Source organism: Blautia sp. St.27G3, from assembly GCF_059728505.1.
In genome coordinates this window covers 1-18,277 of sequence record NZ_BAAGFO010000001.1, presented here as the reverse complement: position 1 = coordinate 18,277, position 18,277 = coordinate 1, and the positions used below count along the sequence as shown (strand labels likewise).

The window sequence follows — 18,277 nt, the reverse complement described above, 5'->3', positions numbered from 1 at the left end:
ATAAGATATTATTTACTTATTTGAAGAGTATCCAGTTATGACTTCTAAATTCAATTTCTGTCATGATATAAGAATGATATAAGAATTATTTCTATCTCATGTATATTTTCAAAAAATAGTGTAACGCTTTTTCCCCTAATTTTTGAACTACTGGAACATTTATCCACATCTACTAAATATCCACGTAAAGCTTTATTTTACACGTATTCTAAAGATAAAAAGCGTTACTCTTTTTCATACGGTTTCTCCAAAAATGTGACGCTTTCACCCCTCATTTCCAACTTTCTGGACAAATATATCATCTTCTTCATTTTCGTGCCCACAAAGCCTTATTCTACAAGGTCTCCAGATGCCAAAAGCGTCACATCTCACACAAAAAATCCCCTGTAATTCGCTTGAGAGATTTTACAGGGGCTGCTCTTATACTTGCTATTCTATATTCACTTGAATAATCTGATTTATTAAACCAATGATTTCCGACCTGTTACCATCATCATGCCAGTATGTAGAAACAGTTGTATTATTATCCTCTCCTGAATATGTGTGTCCACAATTTGCAGATACCTGAAACCTGTTTACTCCTCCATTCAGGCAAAGACTTATGAATGTATGACGCATATCATGGAGTCGGACATATGGCAATGGTTCCAGTCCATCTTTTCCTCTGGCTTTATTCACACGGTTTAGAAATTCCGAAAATCTCCGGCTGACTTTTCCCGGATGAGGAAGATATCCTCTAACCAGATTCTCTTTTGTCATATAAATATAGTCATCCGGTTTCACGGAACGCTGCAGATATTCTTCCTGCTGTGCTTTGATATGATCCAACATCTGAACCAGGATATCTGGCAATGCTGCATATCTCTGCTTTCGTTCTTCTCTGGTATGTCCCGCATCATTTCCTCTTTTCGGTACTTTCTCAATACTACCGGTAGAAATCTGGCATCTCTGATATTCCACATCAATCAGTCTGTTTTCAAAATCAATATTTCTCCACTTGATTCCGCAAAGTTCACCTCGTCTCATACCAGTCAGGACTGTGAATCCAATCATGCTCCACACAGAATAATCTGCCTCATAATTTATCGCAAACTGAAGCATATAATTGACCTGTTCAGCATTCAGAATATTGCCCTTGAATACCTGCACTTCTCCGTAATCTGCATCGAGAACAACATTCTCCGTAATACCATACCTGTTCTGATTCTTTTTCATATATCTCCAGAAATCTTTCAAATGTGTTCTGATTTTCTGAACGCTGTTATTGCTTAAAGGATGTTCAAACCCCAGCTGACTTTCTTTACACCATGCAAAGAATTTTTCGATGTCAAGTGTATCAATGTTGCGAACATCTCGATCACTGAAATATGCTTTCATCCTCTTCGCCTGCGATTGTTTCTGCATCATGTAGGAATCAGACCATGTACTTTTATAGTATTCCGTATATTCATCCAGCACTTGGTCAAATGCAATCCTTCTCGTAATACCGGTTGTTCTCCTAGTTTTCTTTAACGCATTATTTTTTCCCTGAATTGCTTTTGCTTCCTTCATGGTACTGACAGTTCTGGTTGTCTTGATCTGCTTCATTTCCATTCTTCCTGTTTTCTTGTTCATACGTAGCTGGCGTCCAAAATCAAGACTTACCACATACTTTTTAGTGATTACGTTCTGTTTAATTCCTGGTGTTCCAGTATCGACGTACGTATCTTTTTTCATTTTCTGATTGCTCCTTTTGGTGAATTGATATTAGTTCCTTCACCTTTTAAAGACAAAGAAAATGGTAAAAATAAAGGAACATCTCAAAAGTTTTTTAGAAATTTAAAAAATCCCAGACACCTTAGCATCTGGGATTTCAAATAATAATTAGTATTCACTCATATCCAGAATTTCCAGCTTCGCTGTAATCATCTTATCAATGAAAGCGATTATATCTTCTCTGTTGTTGTCATCATGCCAGTACACTGATACTGTAATGGAATTCCCTTTTCCGGAAAAGGTATGTCCGCAGTTTGCGGAAACCTGAAACTGATTAACTCCACCATTTAAACACAAACTGATAAAAGTATGCCTCAGATCATGCAGTCTCACCTGTGGGATTGCTTCCAATCCTGCTTTTTCACGAACCTTATTCATTCTATTCTGAAACTCCGAAAACTTTCTGCTAAGCTTTCCCGGATGTGGCAGATATCCATTCACCAAATTTACTTTTGTCATGTAAATGTAGTCCTCGGGAATAACCTCGCGTCTGAGATAGATCGCCTGCTGATCCTTGATGTAGCCAAGAAGAATTGCCAGAGAATCCGGAAGTGCCGCATATCTCTGTTTACGCTCTTCTCTGGAATTACCATCGTCTTTCCCGCCCTTCGGTACTTTCTCCAGACTGCCTGTAGAAATCTGACATCTCTGATATTCCACATCAATCAGTCTTTTTTCAAAATCAATGTTCTTCCATTTCACACCACATAATTCTCCCCGGCGCAGTCCACTGAGAAGCGGGAGACCTATCAATGCCAATATAGAGTAATCTTTCTCATTGTTGATTGCATACTGAATCATATAATTGACCTGCTCCGCATTCAGTATTGTTGCTTCAAACTTTTTGATATCTCCGACCTCAGCATCCAGAACAACATTCTCTCGGATTCCATACTTTTTCTGATTCTTCTTCATATATTTCCAGAGATCATACAGATGTGTTCTGATTTTCTGAATGCTGTTATTACTAAGTGGCTGCGAAAATCCCGGTTGTGGGCTTCTGCACCACTTGAAGAATTCCTCGATATCCAATGTATCAATGCTTTTTACATCACGATTTCCGAAATAGGTCTGCATCCTTTTTGCCTGTGACTGTTTTTGCATCATATAGGAATCCGACCAGTTCTCCTTGTAATGTGCAGTATATTCTGCAAGGGCACGAATGAAGATCACTTTTTCAGCCACTTCTGTCACCTTTCTTTCCTTTTTCTCCTTGTTATTTTTTCCCAGAAGTGCTTTCGCCTCTTTTAATGTGGTTACGTGTTTGGTAGTTTTTGCCTGCTTCATTTCCATCAGCCCTGTTTTCTTATTCAAACGAAGCTGACGTCCCAGATCAATCGTCACGATGTACATGTTATCGCTGATTCTCTGCTTAATTCCCGGGTATCCGGTCTCCTTGTACAATTCTTTCTTCATAAAGCTACTTTTCCTCCATCCTGACGCATTCGCGACATATTTTTCGATTTTGGTAGTTTTTTTGGTAGTTTTTAAAGAAAAAAGCCACTCCTTAAAGGTTAAAGAATGGCTTAAATACAAGGAAAATTGGCTTTTTTATTTACGAATTACACTTTAAACCGATATCCTACTCCCCAGATCGTCTCAATATACTGTGGCTTTGAAGAATGCTTCTCTATCTTTTCCCGGATTTTTTTGATATGCACAGTAACGGTAGCGATGTCCCCGACTGACTCCATATCCCATATTTCTTTAAAAAGTTCCTCTTTTGTAAACACATGATTCGGATTCTGTGCAAGAAATGTGAGAAGATCAAACTCTTTTGTTGTAAAGTTTCTCTCTTCTCCCTCAATCCATACGCGGCGGGCTGTTTTGTCAATCTTTATTCCACGAATTTCCACCATATCATTTTCCGGCAGATTACTGTTTACAAGCCTTTCATAACGTGCAAGGTGTGCTTTCACCCGGGCCACCAGCTCGCTTGGGCTAAATGGTTTTGTCATATAATCGTCTGCGCCAAGACCAAGACCGCGTATTTTATCAATATCGTCCTTTTTTGCTGAAACCATCACAATGGGAACATTTTTCTTTTCCCTTATTTGGCGACAGATTTCAAAACCATCGACTTCAGGCAACATCAAATCCAGAATAATCAGATCAAATTCCTCCTCCAAAGACCGTTTCAGGCCCGTATCACCAGAATTTTCCGTCTCCACCTCAAAACCGGAAAGCTCCAGATAATCCTTCTCTAGATCTGCAATCGCTATTTCATCTTCCACAATCAGTATTCTACTCATGAACAGGTACCTCCTGATATTTTCTTATTTCAAAATGCATAACCGTTCCCTCTGATACTTTGCTGGTTGCCCAGATTCTTCCACCGTGATCTTCTATAATTTTTTTCACAATCGAAAGGCCGATGCCGTTTCCTCCTTGCGCAGAATTTCTTGACAAATCCGTACGATAAAAACGATCAAAAATAGATGGTAATTCTTTGTTCGGAATTCCCTTTCCGTTATCCTCCAGTTCCACATGGATAAAATCCCCCATATCCATCACACGCAGCTGTACGTTCTTTTTCTCTTTCTCCATATATTTCACAGAATTTCCGATAATATTATTTACGACACGCTTAAGCTGCTCCGCGTCTGCGATAATGAGCTCTCCTGGTTCCACTGTGTTGATGTAAGAAAAAGTAATATTCTTTTCCCTGAGTTCAAGCCCCACTTCTTCGGCACAGTCGTCAAAATACTCTGACACGTCAATTTTATTGAAATTATAGGGAATACGATTTGTATCAATCTTGGAATAAAAAGTCAGCTCATTGATCAGCCGGTCCATGTCATTTGCTTTAATATAAATAGTTCGGATATAGCGGTCCATCTTTTCTGGTGTGTCCGCCACTCCATCCATAATTCCTTCCACATAACCCTTCACTGCTGTAATTGGCGTTTTCAGATCGTGTGAAATATTGCTAATCAGCTCTTTGCTTTGCTGATCAAAAGCACGCTTCTGCTCATCCACATCCTTTAATCTCTGCCTCATTTCATTAAAATCACGGCAAAGCTCACTGATCTCATCGTTGCCTTTTACCTCTATCTCAAAATCAAAGTCCTCTCCCTTAATCCGGTTCATACCCTCGCTCAGCTTCTTCAAAGGAGTGTGGATTCCCGTATAAATCCACATAATCATAATTAAAACAGTGACAATTAAAATAATTACGACAGAAATAATCAGATCACGCATCAGTTTCTTTGTCTGTGACGCAATCTTGCTGGATGAGGAAACAATAAACAAACTGACCTCAGAACCATCCTCCATACTCACATCAAGCTGTTTGATAAATGCCTGAACTGCCTTTCCAATATAAGAACCACCGTCTGCCGCACTCGTAAAGCTACGAAAAGCAGGCAGCTCTTTCAGAAGAAGATCTAATTTTTCCGTACTTCCATTGTAAAAAATCTCTCCATCTTTTCTCACAAGTAGAAATGAAAGCTTATCCTGAAGAACGCTGTTAACCTGTTTCAAAAAACGTTCCTCAAGAAATCTCTCTGGATTCTGTCTTGCCTGCTCTTTCATCCCCTCAAATATTTCCTGCGTGGATCTTCCGATCATCTGCATAGAATCCGAAAGATTTTCGTATGAAACAGAAACACCGTAATTTCTCTCGATCAGATCCATCTGATATTTTGTAAACCCGAAAATCGTCACTCCAAATAAAAGAGTAGGCACAAGAATAATAATCAGAAAAGCAGTAATAAGCCTTGTCTTTAATCGCATAAAATCACCTGTTTTAAACTTATTTTCCAGAAATACGGATATGAAACGTTTTCATTTCCTCATATTTTTTAAGTATAACACAATCCTTTTGTTATTTCACCTAAACAATATTGAAGGATTCTAAACTTTCTCTAAAAACATAGAAAAAAATCAGGGCTGTTGTCTAAATACAAGCTTTTAACAATGATTTAAAACAACCCTGATCTTTTTTCTATTCAGATTCTCATTTTTTTAAAGATACTTCTTTAATATTTCTACCTTATCCAGCTTTTCCCATGGGAGATCCAGATCTGTTCTTCCGAAATGTCCATAAGCTGCTGTCTTCTTGTAAATCGGTCTGCGCAAATCCAACATTTTAATGATACCGGCCGGTCTCAGATCAAAATTCTCTCTTACAATTTCTGTAAGCTTTTCATCCGAAAGCTTTCCGGTTCCATCCGTGTCGACCATTATGGAAGTCGGTCTGGCAACTCCAATTGCATAAGACAACTGGATTTCACATTTATCAGCAAGTCCCGCTGCAACTATATTTTTAGCCACATAACGCGCCGCGTATGCTGCGCTTCGGTCTACCTTAGTACAATCTTTTCCGGAAAAAGCGCCGCCGCCATGACGAGCATATCCTCCATACGTATCCACAATAATCTTCCGCCCAGTCAAACCGCTGTCTCCGTGCGGGCCTCCGATGACAAAACGTCCAGTCGGATTTACAAAAAACTTTGTTTCCCCATCAATCATATCTTTTGGAAGGATCACGTCAAACACATGCTTTTTAATATCCTCATGTATCTGTTCCTGTGTGACATCCGGGTCATGCTGTGTGGAAAGTACAACTGCATCAAGACGTGCGGGCTTTCCGTTTTTATCATACTCAACAGTCACCTGTGTTTTTCCATCCGGACGCAGATAGGAAAGTGTTCCATCCTTTCTCACCTTTGTGAGCTGCAATGCCAGCTTATGCGCAAGCGATATCGGGTATGGCATGTATTCTTCCGTCTCATTCGTCGCATAACCAAACATCATTCCCTGATCTCCGGCTCCGATCGCTTCAATCTCCTCGTCGCTCATAGCACTTTCTTTCGCTTCCAGCGCTTTATCCACACCCATAGCAATATCTGTAGACTGTTCATCAATCGCAGTAATCACTCCACAGGTCTCTGCATCAAACCCATATTTTCCTCTGGTATATCCGATCTCCCTTACGGTATCTCTCACAATTTTCTGGATATCAACATAAGCCTTTGTGGTAATCTCACCCATCACAAGCACCAGTCCTGTTGTCGTCGCCGTCTCACAGGCAACACGGCTCATGGGATCCTGTGCCAGCAATGCATCCAGAATTGCATCAGAAATCTGGTCGCACATTTTATCCGGATGTCCTTCTGTCACGGATTCTGAGGTAAATAATAATTTATCCATTGTTTTTTCCTTTCTTTTTCTGGCTGCTTTTCTGTTATTTCCGGGATAAGTAAAACGATGTATGACTCATTTTTCATTCTAAAAAACTTTTATACATACAAAAAATCCACCTGAAAGGCGGACTCAATTATATATCATCAAATCCCCTTATTGTTCGATTTTACTCGCTCAGGTTGGCACCTTCCTTTTCAGGGGTTGCCGTGGCTTCACAGATCCTTTGTATCTCCACCACTCTGAATAAGAGAAAAGCATTATTCAACTGTTCGAAGTATAAGTTACAGCCATTTGCGGTTTTTGTCAAGCTTTGTTTTTTGGGGATTTGTTTATTTATAGAGGACAACCAGAGAGAACCCATAAAAAACGGGGTTCCAACAAACAAGTCACCCCTTATTTTGCATGGGTTCTCTCTGGTCTGATTTTGATAAAATAAATTAATAGATACTGTTCATATTATTATTTTACAAAACGTTCCACGATGTATCGGTTTGCCTGGAGTTCCTGCTCGTCGTCGAGTGGGGAGAGATCGGATGTTCCGTATTTGCGTTCCAGCGCATTTTTGATCAGGTAATCGCAGATGTGAGGGTTTTTGGGTAACAGTGGGCCATGCAGATAGGTTCCGATTACGTTTTTGTAGAGAACTCCTTCTGCTTTTTCCGTTTCATTATTTCCGTATCCGAACAGAACCTTTCCCAGCGGTTTGTTATCTCCGATAAAGGTTCGTCCTCCGTGGTTTTCAAAACCGACAATCGGATAAGGGAACAGATCATTTTGTATTACAATATTTGATATAAGCCGGGGGGTTCCCTGTTCTGTGTATAAATCGACCAGGGAAAGACCTTCGATTCTTCCATCATCTGTATCATAATAGTGGCCGAGCAGCTGATATCCACCGCAGACTGCGATAACGACGCCGTTATCCTCCACATACTCCTTAAAATCCTGACGAATTGTTTTTAACTTTTCACATACGAGCATCTGTTCCCGGTCTGAACCACCGCCAAGCAAGACGATATCCAGATCCAAGAAGCTAATTGTATCCGTGATCTGAAATTCCTGCACTTCTGCATCAATCCCACGCCACTGCATTCGCTTTTTTAAGCATTGAATATTTCCCCGATCACCATATAAATTCAATAAATCCGGATATAAGTGTCCTATTCTTATTTTCATCATCTAATCCTCATTCTCAGTGACGCTTCGCTGTCATCTGTTTACTGAATCTTCAGTTTTTATTTGACCGATTCGTCTTTTTCCCTGCCATTTCCACTAAAATATTTCTGGTAGAAAACAGCGCTGTATAATTTACCAGAACGTATAAATTTTTACATCCGTCTTTAATTCTTGCTTCAATTGCAGTTTTGACATCACCAATCAATTCTGAGTAGATATCCACATATTTCATTCGAAGCAGCATGTCCTGACAACGAATTCCACTAACTGTTATGGAATGAATATGATCCTCTGCAAACCGGTCAAAATCAACATCCCAGAGCCAGGAAATATCGGTTCCATCCTGCGCATTGTCATTGATCACGATGACAATATCCTTTTCTTTTTCATCCTCCATGACTGCGGAGATATTCTGGTTAAATCCAGCCGGATTTTTGGCCAGATTCAAAATAACATGCGTTCCTTCAATCTCAAATTCTTCCATTCTGCCGTTTTGAGGATTAAATTCTGCAAGTACTTGATCAAAATGAGCAAGACTCATTCCTGCCGTTCTTGCCGCACTGTATGCTGCAAGAATGTTATAAATATTATAAAATCCCTTATAATCAGCTGCGACGCGACGTCCTTCTACCTCAAAACAAAGACCATTTTCCATACTGATTCCGGATGCTTCATAATCAATCACAGGTCTTGTAAAATCGCAATTTGGACAATCGTATTTTCCGATCTGGCTATAATGATAAAAATCATATTCCAGCCTTGCTCCGCATTTCTTGCAGAAACGTCCCTCCCGGATCTCATGTTCACTTTGGGAATCAAATACCTTTTCCGTTATACCGTATGTCTTATACGGATTTCCGCTTTCCATGGCAAGATAGGCGGACAGCGCATCATCTCCATTTACAATTACTGTCATATCCGGAGCCATCTGCATGGCTCTTTTTAGCATATCCATCGTTATATCAATTTCTCCATATCGGTCGAGCTGATCGCGGAAAAGATTGGTCAGAACCATATAATCCGGTTTGAAATGCGGGAAAATCCGAAGCGTTGAAGCTTCGTCAATCTCGATACATGCATAATCTGCATCCAGCTTTCCGTTATTTTTTGCCGCAAGCACAAAGGCGGCAGCCACACCGGCCAACATATTGGACCCTGTGTGATTACATACCAGCTTTTTGCCCTCCGATTCTACGGCGGAACACAGCAGATTATTTGTAGTTGTCTTTCCGTTTGTTCCACATACGACAAAAATCTTTTCCCGCACCTGACCTGCCAGATCTTTTAAAATCTGCGGATCAGCCTTAAGTGCAACTTTTCCGGCAAACGTAACACCCTGTCTGCCGGAAATTCTGCATGCAGTACTCACGATTTTTGCCATCCAAATGGCAATTAACCTTCGTACTCTCATTTTCTATTCTTCTTTCTTCAGTTCCTCTTCCAGTGATTTTAAGGTATCCTCTTCTGTTTTTGCCAGGGATTCTCTGACTCTGGCAATACTTGCTACTCTGGCATCTCCACTTAAATTCATCAGCTTAACGCCGCTTGTAATACGTCCAAGCACAGAGATATCTTCACATGACATCTGTATAATAATACCTTCTGTGTTGATCATCATAATTTCATTTTCATTGTTTACTGCTTTAACGCCAACGACATTTCCTGTTTTTTCCATAATTTTGTAACATTTTACACCTTTTCCTCCTCTGTTCTGAGGAGTAAATTCTTCCATGGAGGTGAGTTTACCCATACCGTTTTCTGATACGATCAGAAGATAATCGCCCTGCGTATCGAGCTGCATGCCGACCACCTCGTCTCCGTCTGAAAGGTTCATTCCGATGACACCCATGGAGACACGGCCTGTTCTTCTTACATCCGTTTCGTGGAAGCGAATACACTGTCCGTATTTCGTTACAAGGAAGATGTCTTTCTTATTATTTGTAAATTTGACCTCGATCAATTCATCTTCTTCACGGAGACTGATGGCAGCAAGTCCAGTTTTTCTCACATTCACAAAATCCGTAATCGGCGTTTTTTTGACAATTCCATTTTTTGTTGCCATAAACATAAAACGACCGTCTTTATACTCTTTGATCGGGATCAGCGCCGTTATCTTTTCTTCTGGCATGAGCTGAAGAAGATTAATAATCGCTGTTCCTCTCGCCGTTCTTCCTGCTTCTGGAATTTCATACGCTTTCAGACGATACACTCTTCCTTTATTTGTGAAAAACATCAGATAGTGATGCGTTGTCGTCATAAGAAGTTCTTCTATGTAATCGTCTTCGATTGTCTGCATTCCTTTAATTCCCTTGCCGCCTCGGCCCTGGGACTTAAAATTATCCGGAGTCATACGCTTAATATATCCAAGCTTTGTCATGGTAATCACAACATTTTCATCCGGTATCAGATCTTCCATGGAAATATCAAATGCATCAAATCCGATTGAAGTTCTTCTCTCATCTCCAAATTTTTCTTTTACGATCGTGATCTCTTTTTTAATCACGCCAAGCAAAAGATTTTCATCTGCAAGAATTGCCTTCAAATCTTTGATTTTTTCCATGAGTTCTTTGAATTCATTTTCCAGTTTTTCCCGTTCCAGACCGGTGAGCGCGCGCAGACGCATATCTACAATCGCCTGTGACTGTGCGTCCGAGAGACTGAAACGTTCCATCAGCCGTGCTTTTGCAGCCTGTGTATTCTGAGAACTGCGGATAATAGAAATTACTTCATCAATGTTATCAAGCGCAATCAGCAAGCCCTGCAAAATATGAGCGCGTTCTTCTGCTTTGTTCAGCTCATATTTTGTCCTTCTTGTTACGACATCCTCCTGATGTTTGATATAATAACTCAGCATCTGATGAATGTTCAGCACCTTTGGCTGATTTTTTACAAGCGCTAGCATATTGACACCAAACGTATCCTGAAGCTGTGTATGCTTATAAAGCTGATTGAGAATGACATTTGCGTTCGCGTCTTTTCTCAGCTCAATGTTGATTCGCATTCCTTCACGGCTTGACTCATCTGTAATTGCCGTGATACCGTCAATTCTTTTATCCCTTACAAGGTCTGCCATTTTTTCAATCAGACGCGCCTTGTTTACAAGATACGGCAATTCCGTCACAATAATATGACTTTTTCCATTCGGGGCTGTCTCAATATTGGTTATTGCTCGAACACGAATTTTACCTCGTCCCGTACGATAGGCCTCCTCAATTCCTCTTGTTCCAAGAATCTGTGCTCCGGTTGGGAAGTCTGGCCCTTTGATGATATCCATAATTTCTTCAATTGAGGTATCTCTCTTTTCCTCAATCCGGTTATCAATCATCTTTACAACAGCAGAAATTACCTCTCCAAGATTATGAGGCGGAATGTTAGTTGCCATTCCGACTGCAATACCCGTTGTTCCGTTCACCAGAAGATTTGGAAATCTGGAAGGAAGAATCACAGGCTCTTTCTCAGTTTCATCAAAGTTTGGGGCAAAATCCACGGTATCTTTATTTATATCAGCCAGCATTTCCATGGAAATTTTGCTGAGGCGCGCCTCCGTATAACGCATAGCCGCCGCCCCGTCGCCATCCACGGAACCGAAGTTCCCGTGTCCGTCAACAAGAGGATATCTTGTGGACCATTCCTGCGCCATATTGACAAGCGCTCCGTAAATCGAACTGTCACCATGCGGGTGATACTTACCCATCGTATCACCGACAATACGCGCACATTTTCTGTGAGGCTTGTCAGGACTGTTATTCAGCTCAATCATGGAATAAAGAACCCTTCTCTGTACCGGCTTCAGACCATCGCGCACATCCGGGAGAGCACGGGAAGCGATTACGCTCATGGCATAATCAATATAACTTTCTTCCATTGTTTTCTTGAGGTCTACTTCTTTTATTTTATCAAAAATATTATCTTCCAAAGTTTCGCTCCTCCTGTGATGCTAATCCAGAATCAGATGTCCAGATTTCTCACTTTCTTTGCATTTTCTTCAATAAACTCACGTCTGGGCTCCACCTGGTCTCCCATCAGTGTTGTGAAGGTCACATCAATCTCCGAAGACTGATTTTCATCCATCACAACTCTTTTCAAAATACGTTTCTCTGGGTCCATAGTAGTCTCCCAGAGCTGATCTGCATCCATCTCTCCAAGACCTTTATAACGCTGAATTTTGTTATTCTGATCACGGCCTACTTCATCGAGGATCGCCGCCAGCTGTTCATCACTGTATGCATACCATACTTTTTTATTTTTCTCCAGCTTAAAAAGCGGAGGCGTAGCCAGATACACATATCCCTGTTTGATCAGCTCCGGCATAAAGCGGTATATGAATGTCAGCAGAAGCGTCGCAATATGAGAACCATCTACATCGGCATCTGTCATGATAATAATTTTGTGATACCGAAGTTTTGAGATATCAAAATCTTCATGAATACCGGTACCAAACGCTGTAATCATTGCCTTAATCTCTGCATTTCCATAAATGCGGTCAAGACGCGCCTTTTCCACATTCAGAATTTTACCACGAAGAGGCAGAATTGCCTGTGTTGCTCGGCTTCTGGCTGTTTTGGCAGAACCGCCTGCCGAGTCTCCCTCAACAATATAAATTTCACAGTTTTCCGGATTCTTATCCGAACAGTCTGCAAGCTTTCCGGGAAGAGAAAGTCCGTCAAGCGCAGATTTTCTTCTCGTCAAATCTCTCGCTTTTCTTGCTGCCTCCCTCGCTCTCTGTGACATCAGCGATTTTTCCACAATAATTTTTGCTACCTGAGGATGCTGTTCCAGATAAATCATAAGCTGATCGGACACAATATTTTCTACAGCTCCTCTTGCCTCACTGTTGCCAAGCTTCTGTTTTGTCTGTCCTTCAAACTGTGGATTTTCAATTTTAACGCTGATAATTGCAGTCAGACCCTCACGAATATCATCACCGGAAAGATTCTGATCATTTTCTTTAATCAGCTTGTTTGTCTTTGCATAATCATTGAATGTCTTTGTGAGTGCATTTTTAAAACCGGTCAGATGCGTACCGCCTTCCGGTGTCGTAATATTATTGACAAAGCTGTAGCTTCCTTCCGTGTACGCATCGTTATGCTGCATCGCTACTTCTACGTAAACTCCGTCTTTTTCACCCTCTGCAAAAATGATATCCTCATAAAGGGGCGTTTTTCCTTTATTCAGATACGTTACAAACTCTTTGATTCCGCCTTCATAGTGAAACGTACGCTCTTCCGGTTCCTCCTCCCGGTCATCGCGGAGAACTATCTTGATCCCTTTTGTCAGAAACGCCATTTCCCGCAAACGCTGTTTCAGCGTATTAAAATCAAAAATTGTCTCCTCAAAAATCTCTCCATCCGGGAAAAATGTAACGGTAGTTCCTGTCTTTTCCGGTTCACACGTACCGATAATTTTCAGCTTTTCAACAACCTTACCTCTCTCATACCGCTGTCTGTAAATGTTTCCATCTTTGCAGATTGTTACCTCAAGCCATACAGAAAGAGCATTTACAACAGAAGCTCCTACCCCGTGAAGACCGCCGGATACCTTATATCCTCCGCCTCCGAATTTTCCACCTGCATGGAGTACTGTAAATACGACTTCCACTGCCGGAAGTCCTGCTTTATGGTTAATTCCAACTGGAATACCACGTCCATTGTCCGTCACTGTTACAGAATTATCTTTGTTTATTGTTACTGTAATATAATCACAAAAACCGGCTAGCGCCTCATCAATTGCATTGTCCACAATTTCATAAACAAGATGATGAAGACCTCTCGCCGAGGTACTTCCAATATACATACCGGGTCTTTTTCTTACTGCCTCCAGACCTTCCAGAATCTGGATTTGATCTGCACCGTATTCTGCACTCATCGAAACCCTCCTAACCTTTTTCCTCAACTGTTCCACATGAAACCTGAAACAGTCTATTTATTTGAAAATTATAACTGACAAAATCGTCCACGCCTGTACACGTAATCAATGTTTGGATATCATGAATATTCTCAAGAAGATATCGTTGTCGGCTGCTGTCAAGCTCAGAAAGAACATCATCCAGCAACAAAACAGGCGTATCCTTTATTTTTCTTTTAACAATCTCTATTTCTGCAAGCTTCAAAGACAGAGCTGCTGTTCTTTGCTGTCCCTGAGATCCATATTTCCGAATATCAATTCCATTAATCAGAAAACACAGATCGTCTCTGTGTGGCCCTTCATTTGTCACCTTTGTCCTGATGTCTCTTTCCCTGTTACCCCTTAATTTTTCTTTTAATTTTTCATAATCTGTATCTTTTTCATATTCAACAACTAAAATCTCTTTTTTTCCAGAAAGATTTCTATGTATATCCTGAATAATTTCGCATAATACTTCAACAAATGTACTTCTCATTTGAATGATTACCTGTCCGTATCTGACGAGCTGTTCATCCAGTACATCAAGCATGGTATTCGATTCCTCATAAAAGGTATAATCCTTCAGCAATCGATTTCGCTGATTCAGAATTTTATTATAGTTTGACAGATGATAAAGATATATTTTATCGAGCTGACACATCTCCATATCAAGAAATCTTCGTCTCTCAGCAGGGCCATTTTTAATAATATTCAAATCTTCAGGAGAAAAAAATACAAAATTGCCAAGTCCGATCAGCTCACTTGCCTTTCGAACCGGCATACCATTAATTGCAATCCCTTTTGTTTTATTCTTTTTGAGATGCATATCAATCCGATATGGAATCTCATTTTTTTTAATTTTCATGCAGATATGGGATTCGTCTTCTCCAAAATGTATTAATTCTCTGTCTTTACTTCCTTTATGAGACCTGGTTGTACCACAGAGATAAACCGATTCCAGAATATTTGTTTTCCCCTGCGCATTATCACCATAAAAAAGATTTGTTCCTCTGTCAAAATTCAGTTCGAGCTCATCATAATTACGAAAATGACAAAGCTTTATGGATTCAATAATCATCTTTACACCATCTTTTTATCTGGTTATTTTAATCATAATTTCTTCACAGATTACTTCATCACCTTCAAAAAGCTTTTTTCCTCTCTGAAATTCTTTTTCTCCGTTTACAAGAACCTGTCCTTCCAGAATCTTATACTTTGCATCCACTCCGCTCTCTGCAATACCGGCAGCTTTTAACGCCTGACCCAGCTTAATGTATTCATCCCGAAGCTTGATTTCCGTCATTTCCATAATTTTATTCTCCATACTTGTAACATGTAATTATGCATCTACAAAATTAACTGGCAGAATCAGATAAATATAATTCTGCTCCTCATCCCTTATAAAACATGGCGCTTTTGGATTCATGTAATAGATATCAATAGATTCATCATCAATGACACGAAGTGCATCAATCAGGAATTTCGGATTAAAACCAATTTTTATATTCTTTCCTTCCAGTTCAATATCAATAATTTCATCCATACTACCGATCTGAGACGAAATTTTAAGTTCCATAACACCTTCTGAAATATTCAAAATAATAGGTCTTTTATCACCTTCTTTTACAAGAAGGGTAGCCCTGTCAATACAATCAAGAAATTCTCTTTTATTGATTGTAACTTTTGTCTCGTAGTCATTGGAAAGCATTTGATTTACACGGAAATAATTTCCTTCAATCAATCTCGAAACAACAACCGTCTGATCAAATTCAAAAACAATATGATTATCCGTAAAATAAATATCTACGATATCTTCTGTTCCACCAATTAAAATTTTTGAAATTTCAATCAGTGTTTTACCAGGAACAATAACCTTTTTCTCTCCATAATGTGATTTAAGCTCTATTTTCCGAATTGAAATCCGATGACCATCAAGAGAGACAACTCTCATTTCATTTTCCTGAATCTCAAACAGCTCACCCGTCATCATTTTATTACTGTCGTTCACAGCAATTGAGAAAATAGTTTGTCTGATTACTTCTTTCAGAGTAAACTGCGATAAGCTTATCTTATAATCTCTCTCAACAAATGGAAGATAGGAGAAGTCTTCTCCATCTTTTCCCATAATAGAAAATTTTGCTTTTTCACAGGTGATCTGTGTATTGTTTTTTTCATCTGCAACAATCGTAACATCACTGTCAGGCAGTTTTCTGATAATCTCAGAAAAAAGTTTTGCTTCCAAAGCTACAATTCCTTTTTCAAGAATTTCACCTTCCACCTTGGTTTCAATTCCCAGTTCCATATCATTGGCTGTGAACTTTATGATGCCTGATGAAGCATCAACCAGAATACATTCGAGAATTGGCATCGTGGTTTTTGAAGGAACGGCCTTCATTACAGTATTTACACCTTTCAGAAGGTTACTTTTGCTGCAAGTAATTTTCATAATAGATATACTCCCTTCGTAATGTTGCAGATGATCTGAACGGAAATCGTTCTTTCCATCATTTTTTTATCAAAAAATATAAAGCTTACAAAAAAGAATCGGCTCTGCGAAGTGTAAATTGCGCGAAGCGCTTTAAATATATATATGAGAAAAATCCGCAGTAATCTTATTAAGGGCTGTGGATATGTGTAAAACCCATATAAGGCTTTATATTTACGGCATTTTTTAGATGGACAACGATGTGTAGTCACCTAAGAAACGATATGGATAACAGAAAGCTTATTCACATTTCAAATTTTTGAAAGGATAAAACGATCTGATCCGGAAATTGTTTATAAACACTCGTCCACAACTCTTTCACACACATTAAAACTGGTTATCATGTGGATAAGTGGATAACTTTGTGGATAACTTTATGCCGGACTTATCTTTTTTTTCAAAATTTCTACTATATTTCTTGTAGAATCTGAAGTTTTTATTTCAGAAGCAATTTTCTTGGAACCATGAAGAACAGTGGAATGATCACGATTTCCCATCTCGGAGCCAATTTTTTTGAGTCCGACGCTCGTCATGTTGCTGCAAAGGTACATAGCGATCTGTCTTGGGAAAACAACTTCTGTGTTACGTTTATTACTTTTAATATCGTCTTCTGTAATATGAAAATGTTCTGCTACAACAGAAATAATGAGGGAAGGGGTAATCTCTTTCTTTTCATCTGGGGAAATAATGTCTTTTAATGCTTCCTCAGCCAGACGTACCGTTATTTCTCTGTTTTCCAGGTTGCTAAGCGCAACGAGTTTATTCAGAGCTCCTTCCAGTTCACGAATATTGGATTTAATATTCATAGCAATGTATTTGATGACTTCATTATCAATGTCATAACCGTCGGTTTCTTCTTTTTTATGAAGAATAGCCATACGAGTCTCAAAATCCGGAGACGAAATATCAGCAATCAGACCCCATTCAAATCTGGAACGGAGCCTTGCTTCTAATGTTTCAATATCTTTTGGCGGTTTATCAGAGGAGATAATAATCTGTTTTTTGTTGTTATGCAGATCGTTAAAGGTATGGAAAAACTCTTCCTGCGTGGATTCCTTACCTATAATAAACTGGATATCGTCAATCAGAAGGACATCCACGTTGCGGTATTTTTCACGGAACTTGGTCATAGAAGTATTATTTCCATTACGAATGGAATCAATCAGCTCATTTGTAAAATACTCACTGGTCACATAAAGTACTTTCTTTTCAGGATTTTCATTCAAAATAAAATGAGCAATGGAATGCATAAGATGCGTTTTTCCAAGTCCGGCCCCTCCATGGATAAAAAGAGGATTATACATTTTTCCCGGCGACTCCGCAACAGCAAGTGCTGCAGCATGTGCAAATTTGTTGTTATTACCAACAACAAATGTATCAAAGGTATATCTTGGGTTGAGATTAGCCTTTTCTATGCTGGGGCTGTTGTCTACAAGATTTACAGGAGTGAACTTTTTTTTGCGTTCTTTTGCCTGTTCCGGAAGTATAAACTCAATGTCATATTCTTTTCCTGTAAACTCAGCGATTGCCACTTTAATAGGAAACATATATTTTTTTGTAATATAATCAATGCCCATCTGTTCAGATGGAACAAGTATTGTTACCATATGGTCGGAAACACTGTGTATTTCCAGTGGCTTGAGCCATGTTTTGAAAGAGATATCAGAAAGTTCATGCTCAGTTTTGACGAGCTGAAGGATCTCATCCCATTTTTCTTTTAGTATGTCCATGTTGTAATCTCCAAAAAAACCATTTTTTCCTACCATAATATTAAAACAAAATGGGTGATTTAGCAATGGTAACTTTTTTGAAAAAGAAAAAATGTAAAAA

13 protein-coding genes and 1 riboswitch are annotated in these 18,277 nt (G+C 39.4%); all 13 genes read right to left on the bottom strand.

Annotated elements, in window-relative coordinates; all coding sequences use genetic code 11:
- Positions 1–429: 429 nt before the first annotated feature.
- The gene (locus tag AC6I2O_RS00065) at positions 430–1,716 is read right to left on the bottom strand and encodes a tyrosine-type recombinase/integrase (protein WP_120393640.1); all 1,287 of its coding nucleotides are present in this window, start codon (positions 1,714–1,716) and stop codon (positions 430–432) included.
- Positions 1,717–1,863: 147 nt separating this feature from the next.
- Positions 1,864–3,171 carry a tyrosine-type recombinase/integrase gene (locus AC6I2O_RS00060; RefSeq protein WP_120393641.1) on the bottom strand — a complete coding sequence of 436 codons (1,308 nt, stop codon included), beginning with the start codon at positions 3,169–3,171 and terminating at the stop codon, positions 1,864–1,866.
- 146 nt (positions 3,172–3,317) lie between these two features.
- Positions 3,318–4,007 (bottom strand): response regulator transcription factor, encoded by a 690-nt coding sequence (locus AC6I2O_RS00055; RefSeq protein WP_120393642.1) that lies wholly within the window; start codon positions 4,005–4,007, stop codon positions 3,318–3,320.
- The gene (locus tag AC6I2O_RS00050; protein ID WP_120393643.1) at positions 4,000–5,490 is read right to left on the bottom strand and encodes a sensor histidine kinase; all 1,491 of its coding nucleotides are present in this window, start codon (positions 5,488–5,490) and stop codon (positions 4,000–4,002) included. Before AC6I2O_RS00050 ends, AC6I2O_RS00055 begins: the two co-directional genes overlap by 8 nt.
- Positions 5,491–5,721: 231 nt before the next feature.
- Positions 5,722–6,909: a methionine adenosyltransferase gene (metK, locus tag AC6I2O_RS00045; RefSeq protein WP_120393644.1), complete on the bottom strand. Its 1,188-nt coding sequence runs from the start codon at positions 6,907–6,909 to the stop codon at positions 5,722–5,724.
- A 144-nt stretch (positions 6,910–7,053) separates the two neighbouring features.
- Positions 7,054–7,153, bottom strand: a riboswitch (SAM riboswitch).
- A gap of 209 nt (positions 7,154–7,362) precedes the next feature.
- The gene (locus AC6I2O_RS00040; protein WP_497742480.1) at positions 7,363–8,079 is read right to left on the bottom strand and encodes a type 1 glutamine amidotransferase; all 717 of its coding nucleotides are present in this window, start codon (positions 8,077–8,079) and stop codon (positions 7,363–7,365) included.
- Between the two features lie 52 nt (positions 8,080–8,131).
- Positions 8,132–9,490, bottom strand: coding sequence for a Mur ligase family protein (locus AC6I2O_RS00035; RefSeq protein WP_120393646.1), 1,359 nt, complete (start codon positions 9,488–9,490; stop codon positions 8,132–8,134).
- A gap of 3 nt (positions 9,491–9,493) precedes the next feature.
- The gene (gyrA, locus tag AC6I2O_RS00030; RefSeq protein WP_120393647.1) at positions 9,494–11,995 is read right to left on the bottom strand and encodes a DNA gyrase subunit A; all 2,502 of its coding nucleotides are present in this window, start codon (positions 11,993–11,995) and stop codon (positions 9,494–9,496) included.
- Between the two features lie 32 nt (positions 11,996–12,027).
- On the bottom strand, positions 12,028–13,944 hold the full coding sequence (gene gyrB / locus AC6I2O_RS00025) for a DNA topoisomerase (ATP-hydrolyzing) subunit B (RefSeq protein ID WP_120393648.1): 1,917 nt from the start codon (positions 13,942–13,944) through the stop codon (positions 12,028–12,030).
- Between the two features lie 10 nt (positions 13,945–13,954).
- A complete protein-coding gene (gene recF, locus AC6I2O_RS00020; RefSeq protein ID WP_120393649.1) occupies positions 13,955–15,040 on the bottom strand; it encodes a DNA replication/repair protein RecF in 1,086 nt (361 codons plus the stop codon).
- A 15-nt stretch (positions 15,041–15,055) separates the two neighbouring features.
- On the bottom strand, positions 15,056–15,265 hold the full coding sequence (locus AC6I2O_RS00015) for an RNA-binding S4 domain-containing protein (RefSeq protein WP_497742479.1): 210 nt from the start codon (positions 15,263–15,265) through the stop codon (positions 15,056–15,058).
- A gap of 36 nt (positions 15,266–15,301) precedes the next feature.
- Positions 15,302–16,408 (bottom strand): DNA polymerase III subunit beta, encoded by a 1,107-nt coding sequence (gene dnaN, locus AC6I2O_RS00010; protein ID WP_497741470.1) that lies wholly within the window; start codon positions 16,406–16,408, stop codon positions 15,302–15,304.
- Positions 16,409–16,821: 413 nt separating this feature from the next.
- On the bottom strand, positions 16,822–18,177 hold the full coding sequence (dnaA, locus tag AC6I2O_RS00005; RefSeq protein WP_497742478.1) for a chromosomal replication initiator protein DnaA: 1,356 nt from the start codon (positions 18,175–18,177) through the stop codon (positions 16,822–16,824).
- Positions 18,178–18,277 lie beyond the last annotated feature (100 nt).

Excerpts from the sequence above, each read along its gene's own strand:
- metK (WP_120393644.1), bottom strand. The coding sequence starts at position 6,909 with ATGGATAAATTATTATTTACCTCAGAATCCGTGACAGAAGGACATCCG.
- AC6I2O_RS00015 (WP_497742479.1), bottom strand. The coding sequence starts at position 15,265 with ATGACGGAAATCAAGCTTCGGGATGAATACATTAAGCTGGGTCAGGCG.
- AC6I2O_RS00060 (WP_120393641.1), bottom strand. The coding sequence starts at position 3,171 with ATGAAGAAAGAATTGTACAAGGAGACCGGATACCCGGGAATTAAGCAG.
- AC6I2O_RS00035 (WP_120393646.1), bottom strand. The coding sequence starts at position 9,490 with ATGAGAGTACGAAGGTTAATTGCCATTTGGATGGCAAAAATCGTGAGT.
- AC6I2O_RS00040 (WP_497742480.1), bottom strand. The coding sequence starts at position 8,079 with ATGAAAATAAGAATAGGACACTTATATCCGGATTTATTGAATTTATAT.
- AC6I2O_RS00055 (WP_120393642.1), bottom strand. The coding sequence starts at position 4,007 with ATGAGTAGAATACTGATTGTGGAAGATGAAATAGCGATTGCAGATCTA.
- dnaA (WP_497742478.1), bottom strand. The coding sequence starts at position 18,177 with ATGGACATACTAAAAGAAAAATGGGATGAGATCCTTCAGCTCGTCAAA.
- AC6I2O_RS00050 (WP_120393643.1), bottom strand. The coding sequence starts at position 5,490 with ATGCGATTAAAGACAAGGCTTATTACTGCTTTTCTGATTATTATTCTT.
- gyrB (WP_120393648.1), bottom strand. The coding sequence starts at position 13,944 with ATGAGTGCAGAATACGGTGCAGATCAAATCCAGATTCTGGAAGGTCTG.
- AC6I2O_RS00065 (WP_120393640.1), bottom strand. The coding sequence starts at position 1,716 with ATGAAAAAAGATACGTACGTCGATACTGGAACACCAGGAATTAAACAG.
- dnaN (WP_497741470.1), bottom strand. The coding sequence starts at position 16,408 with ATGAAAATTACTTGCAGCAAAAGTAACCTTCTGAAAGGTGTAAATACT.
- recF (WP_120393649.1), bottom strand. The coding sequence starts at position 15,040 with ATGATTATTGAATCCATAAAGCTTTGTCATTTTCGTAATTATGATGAG.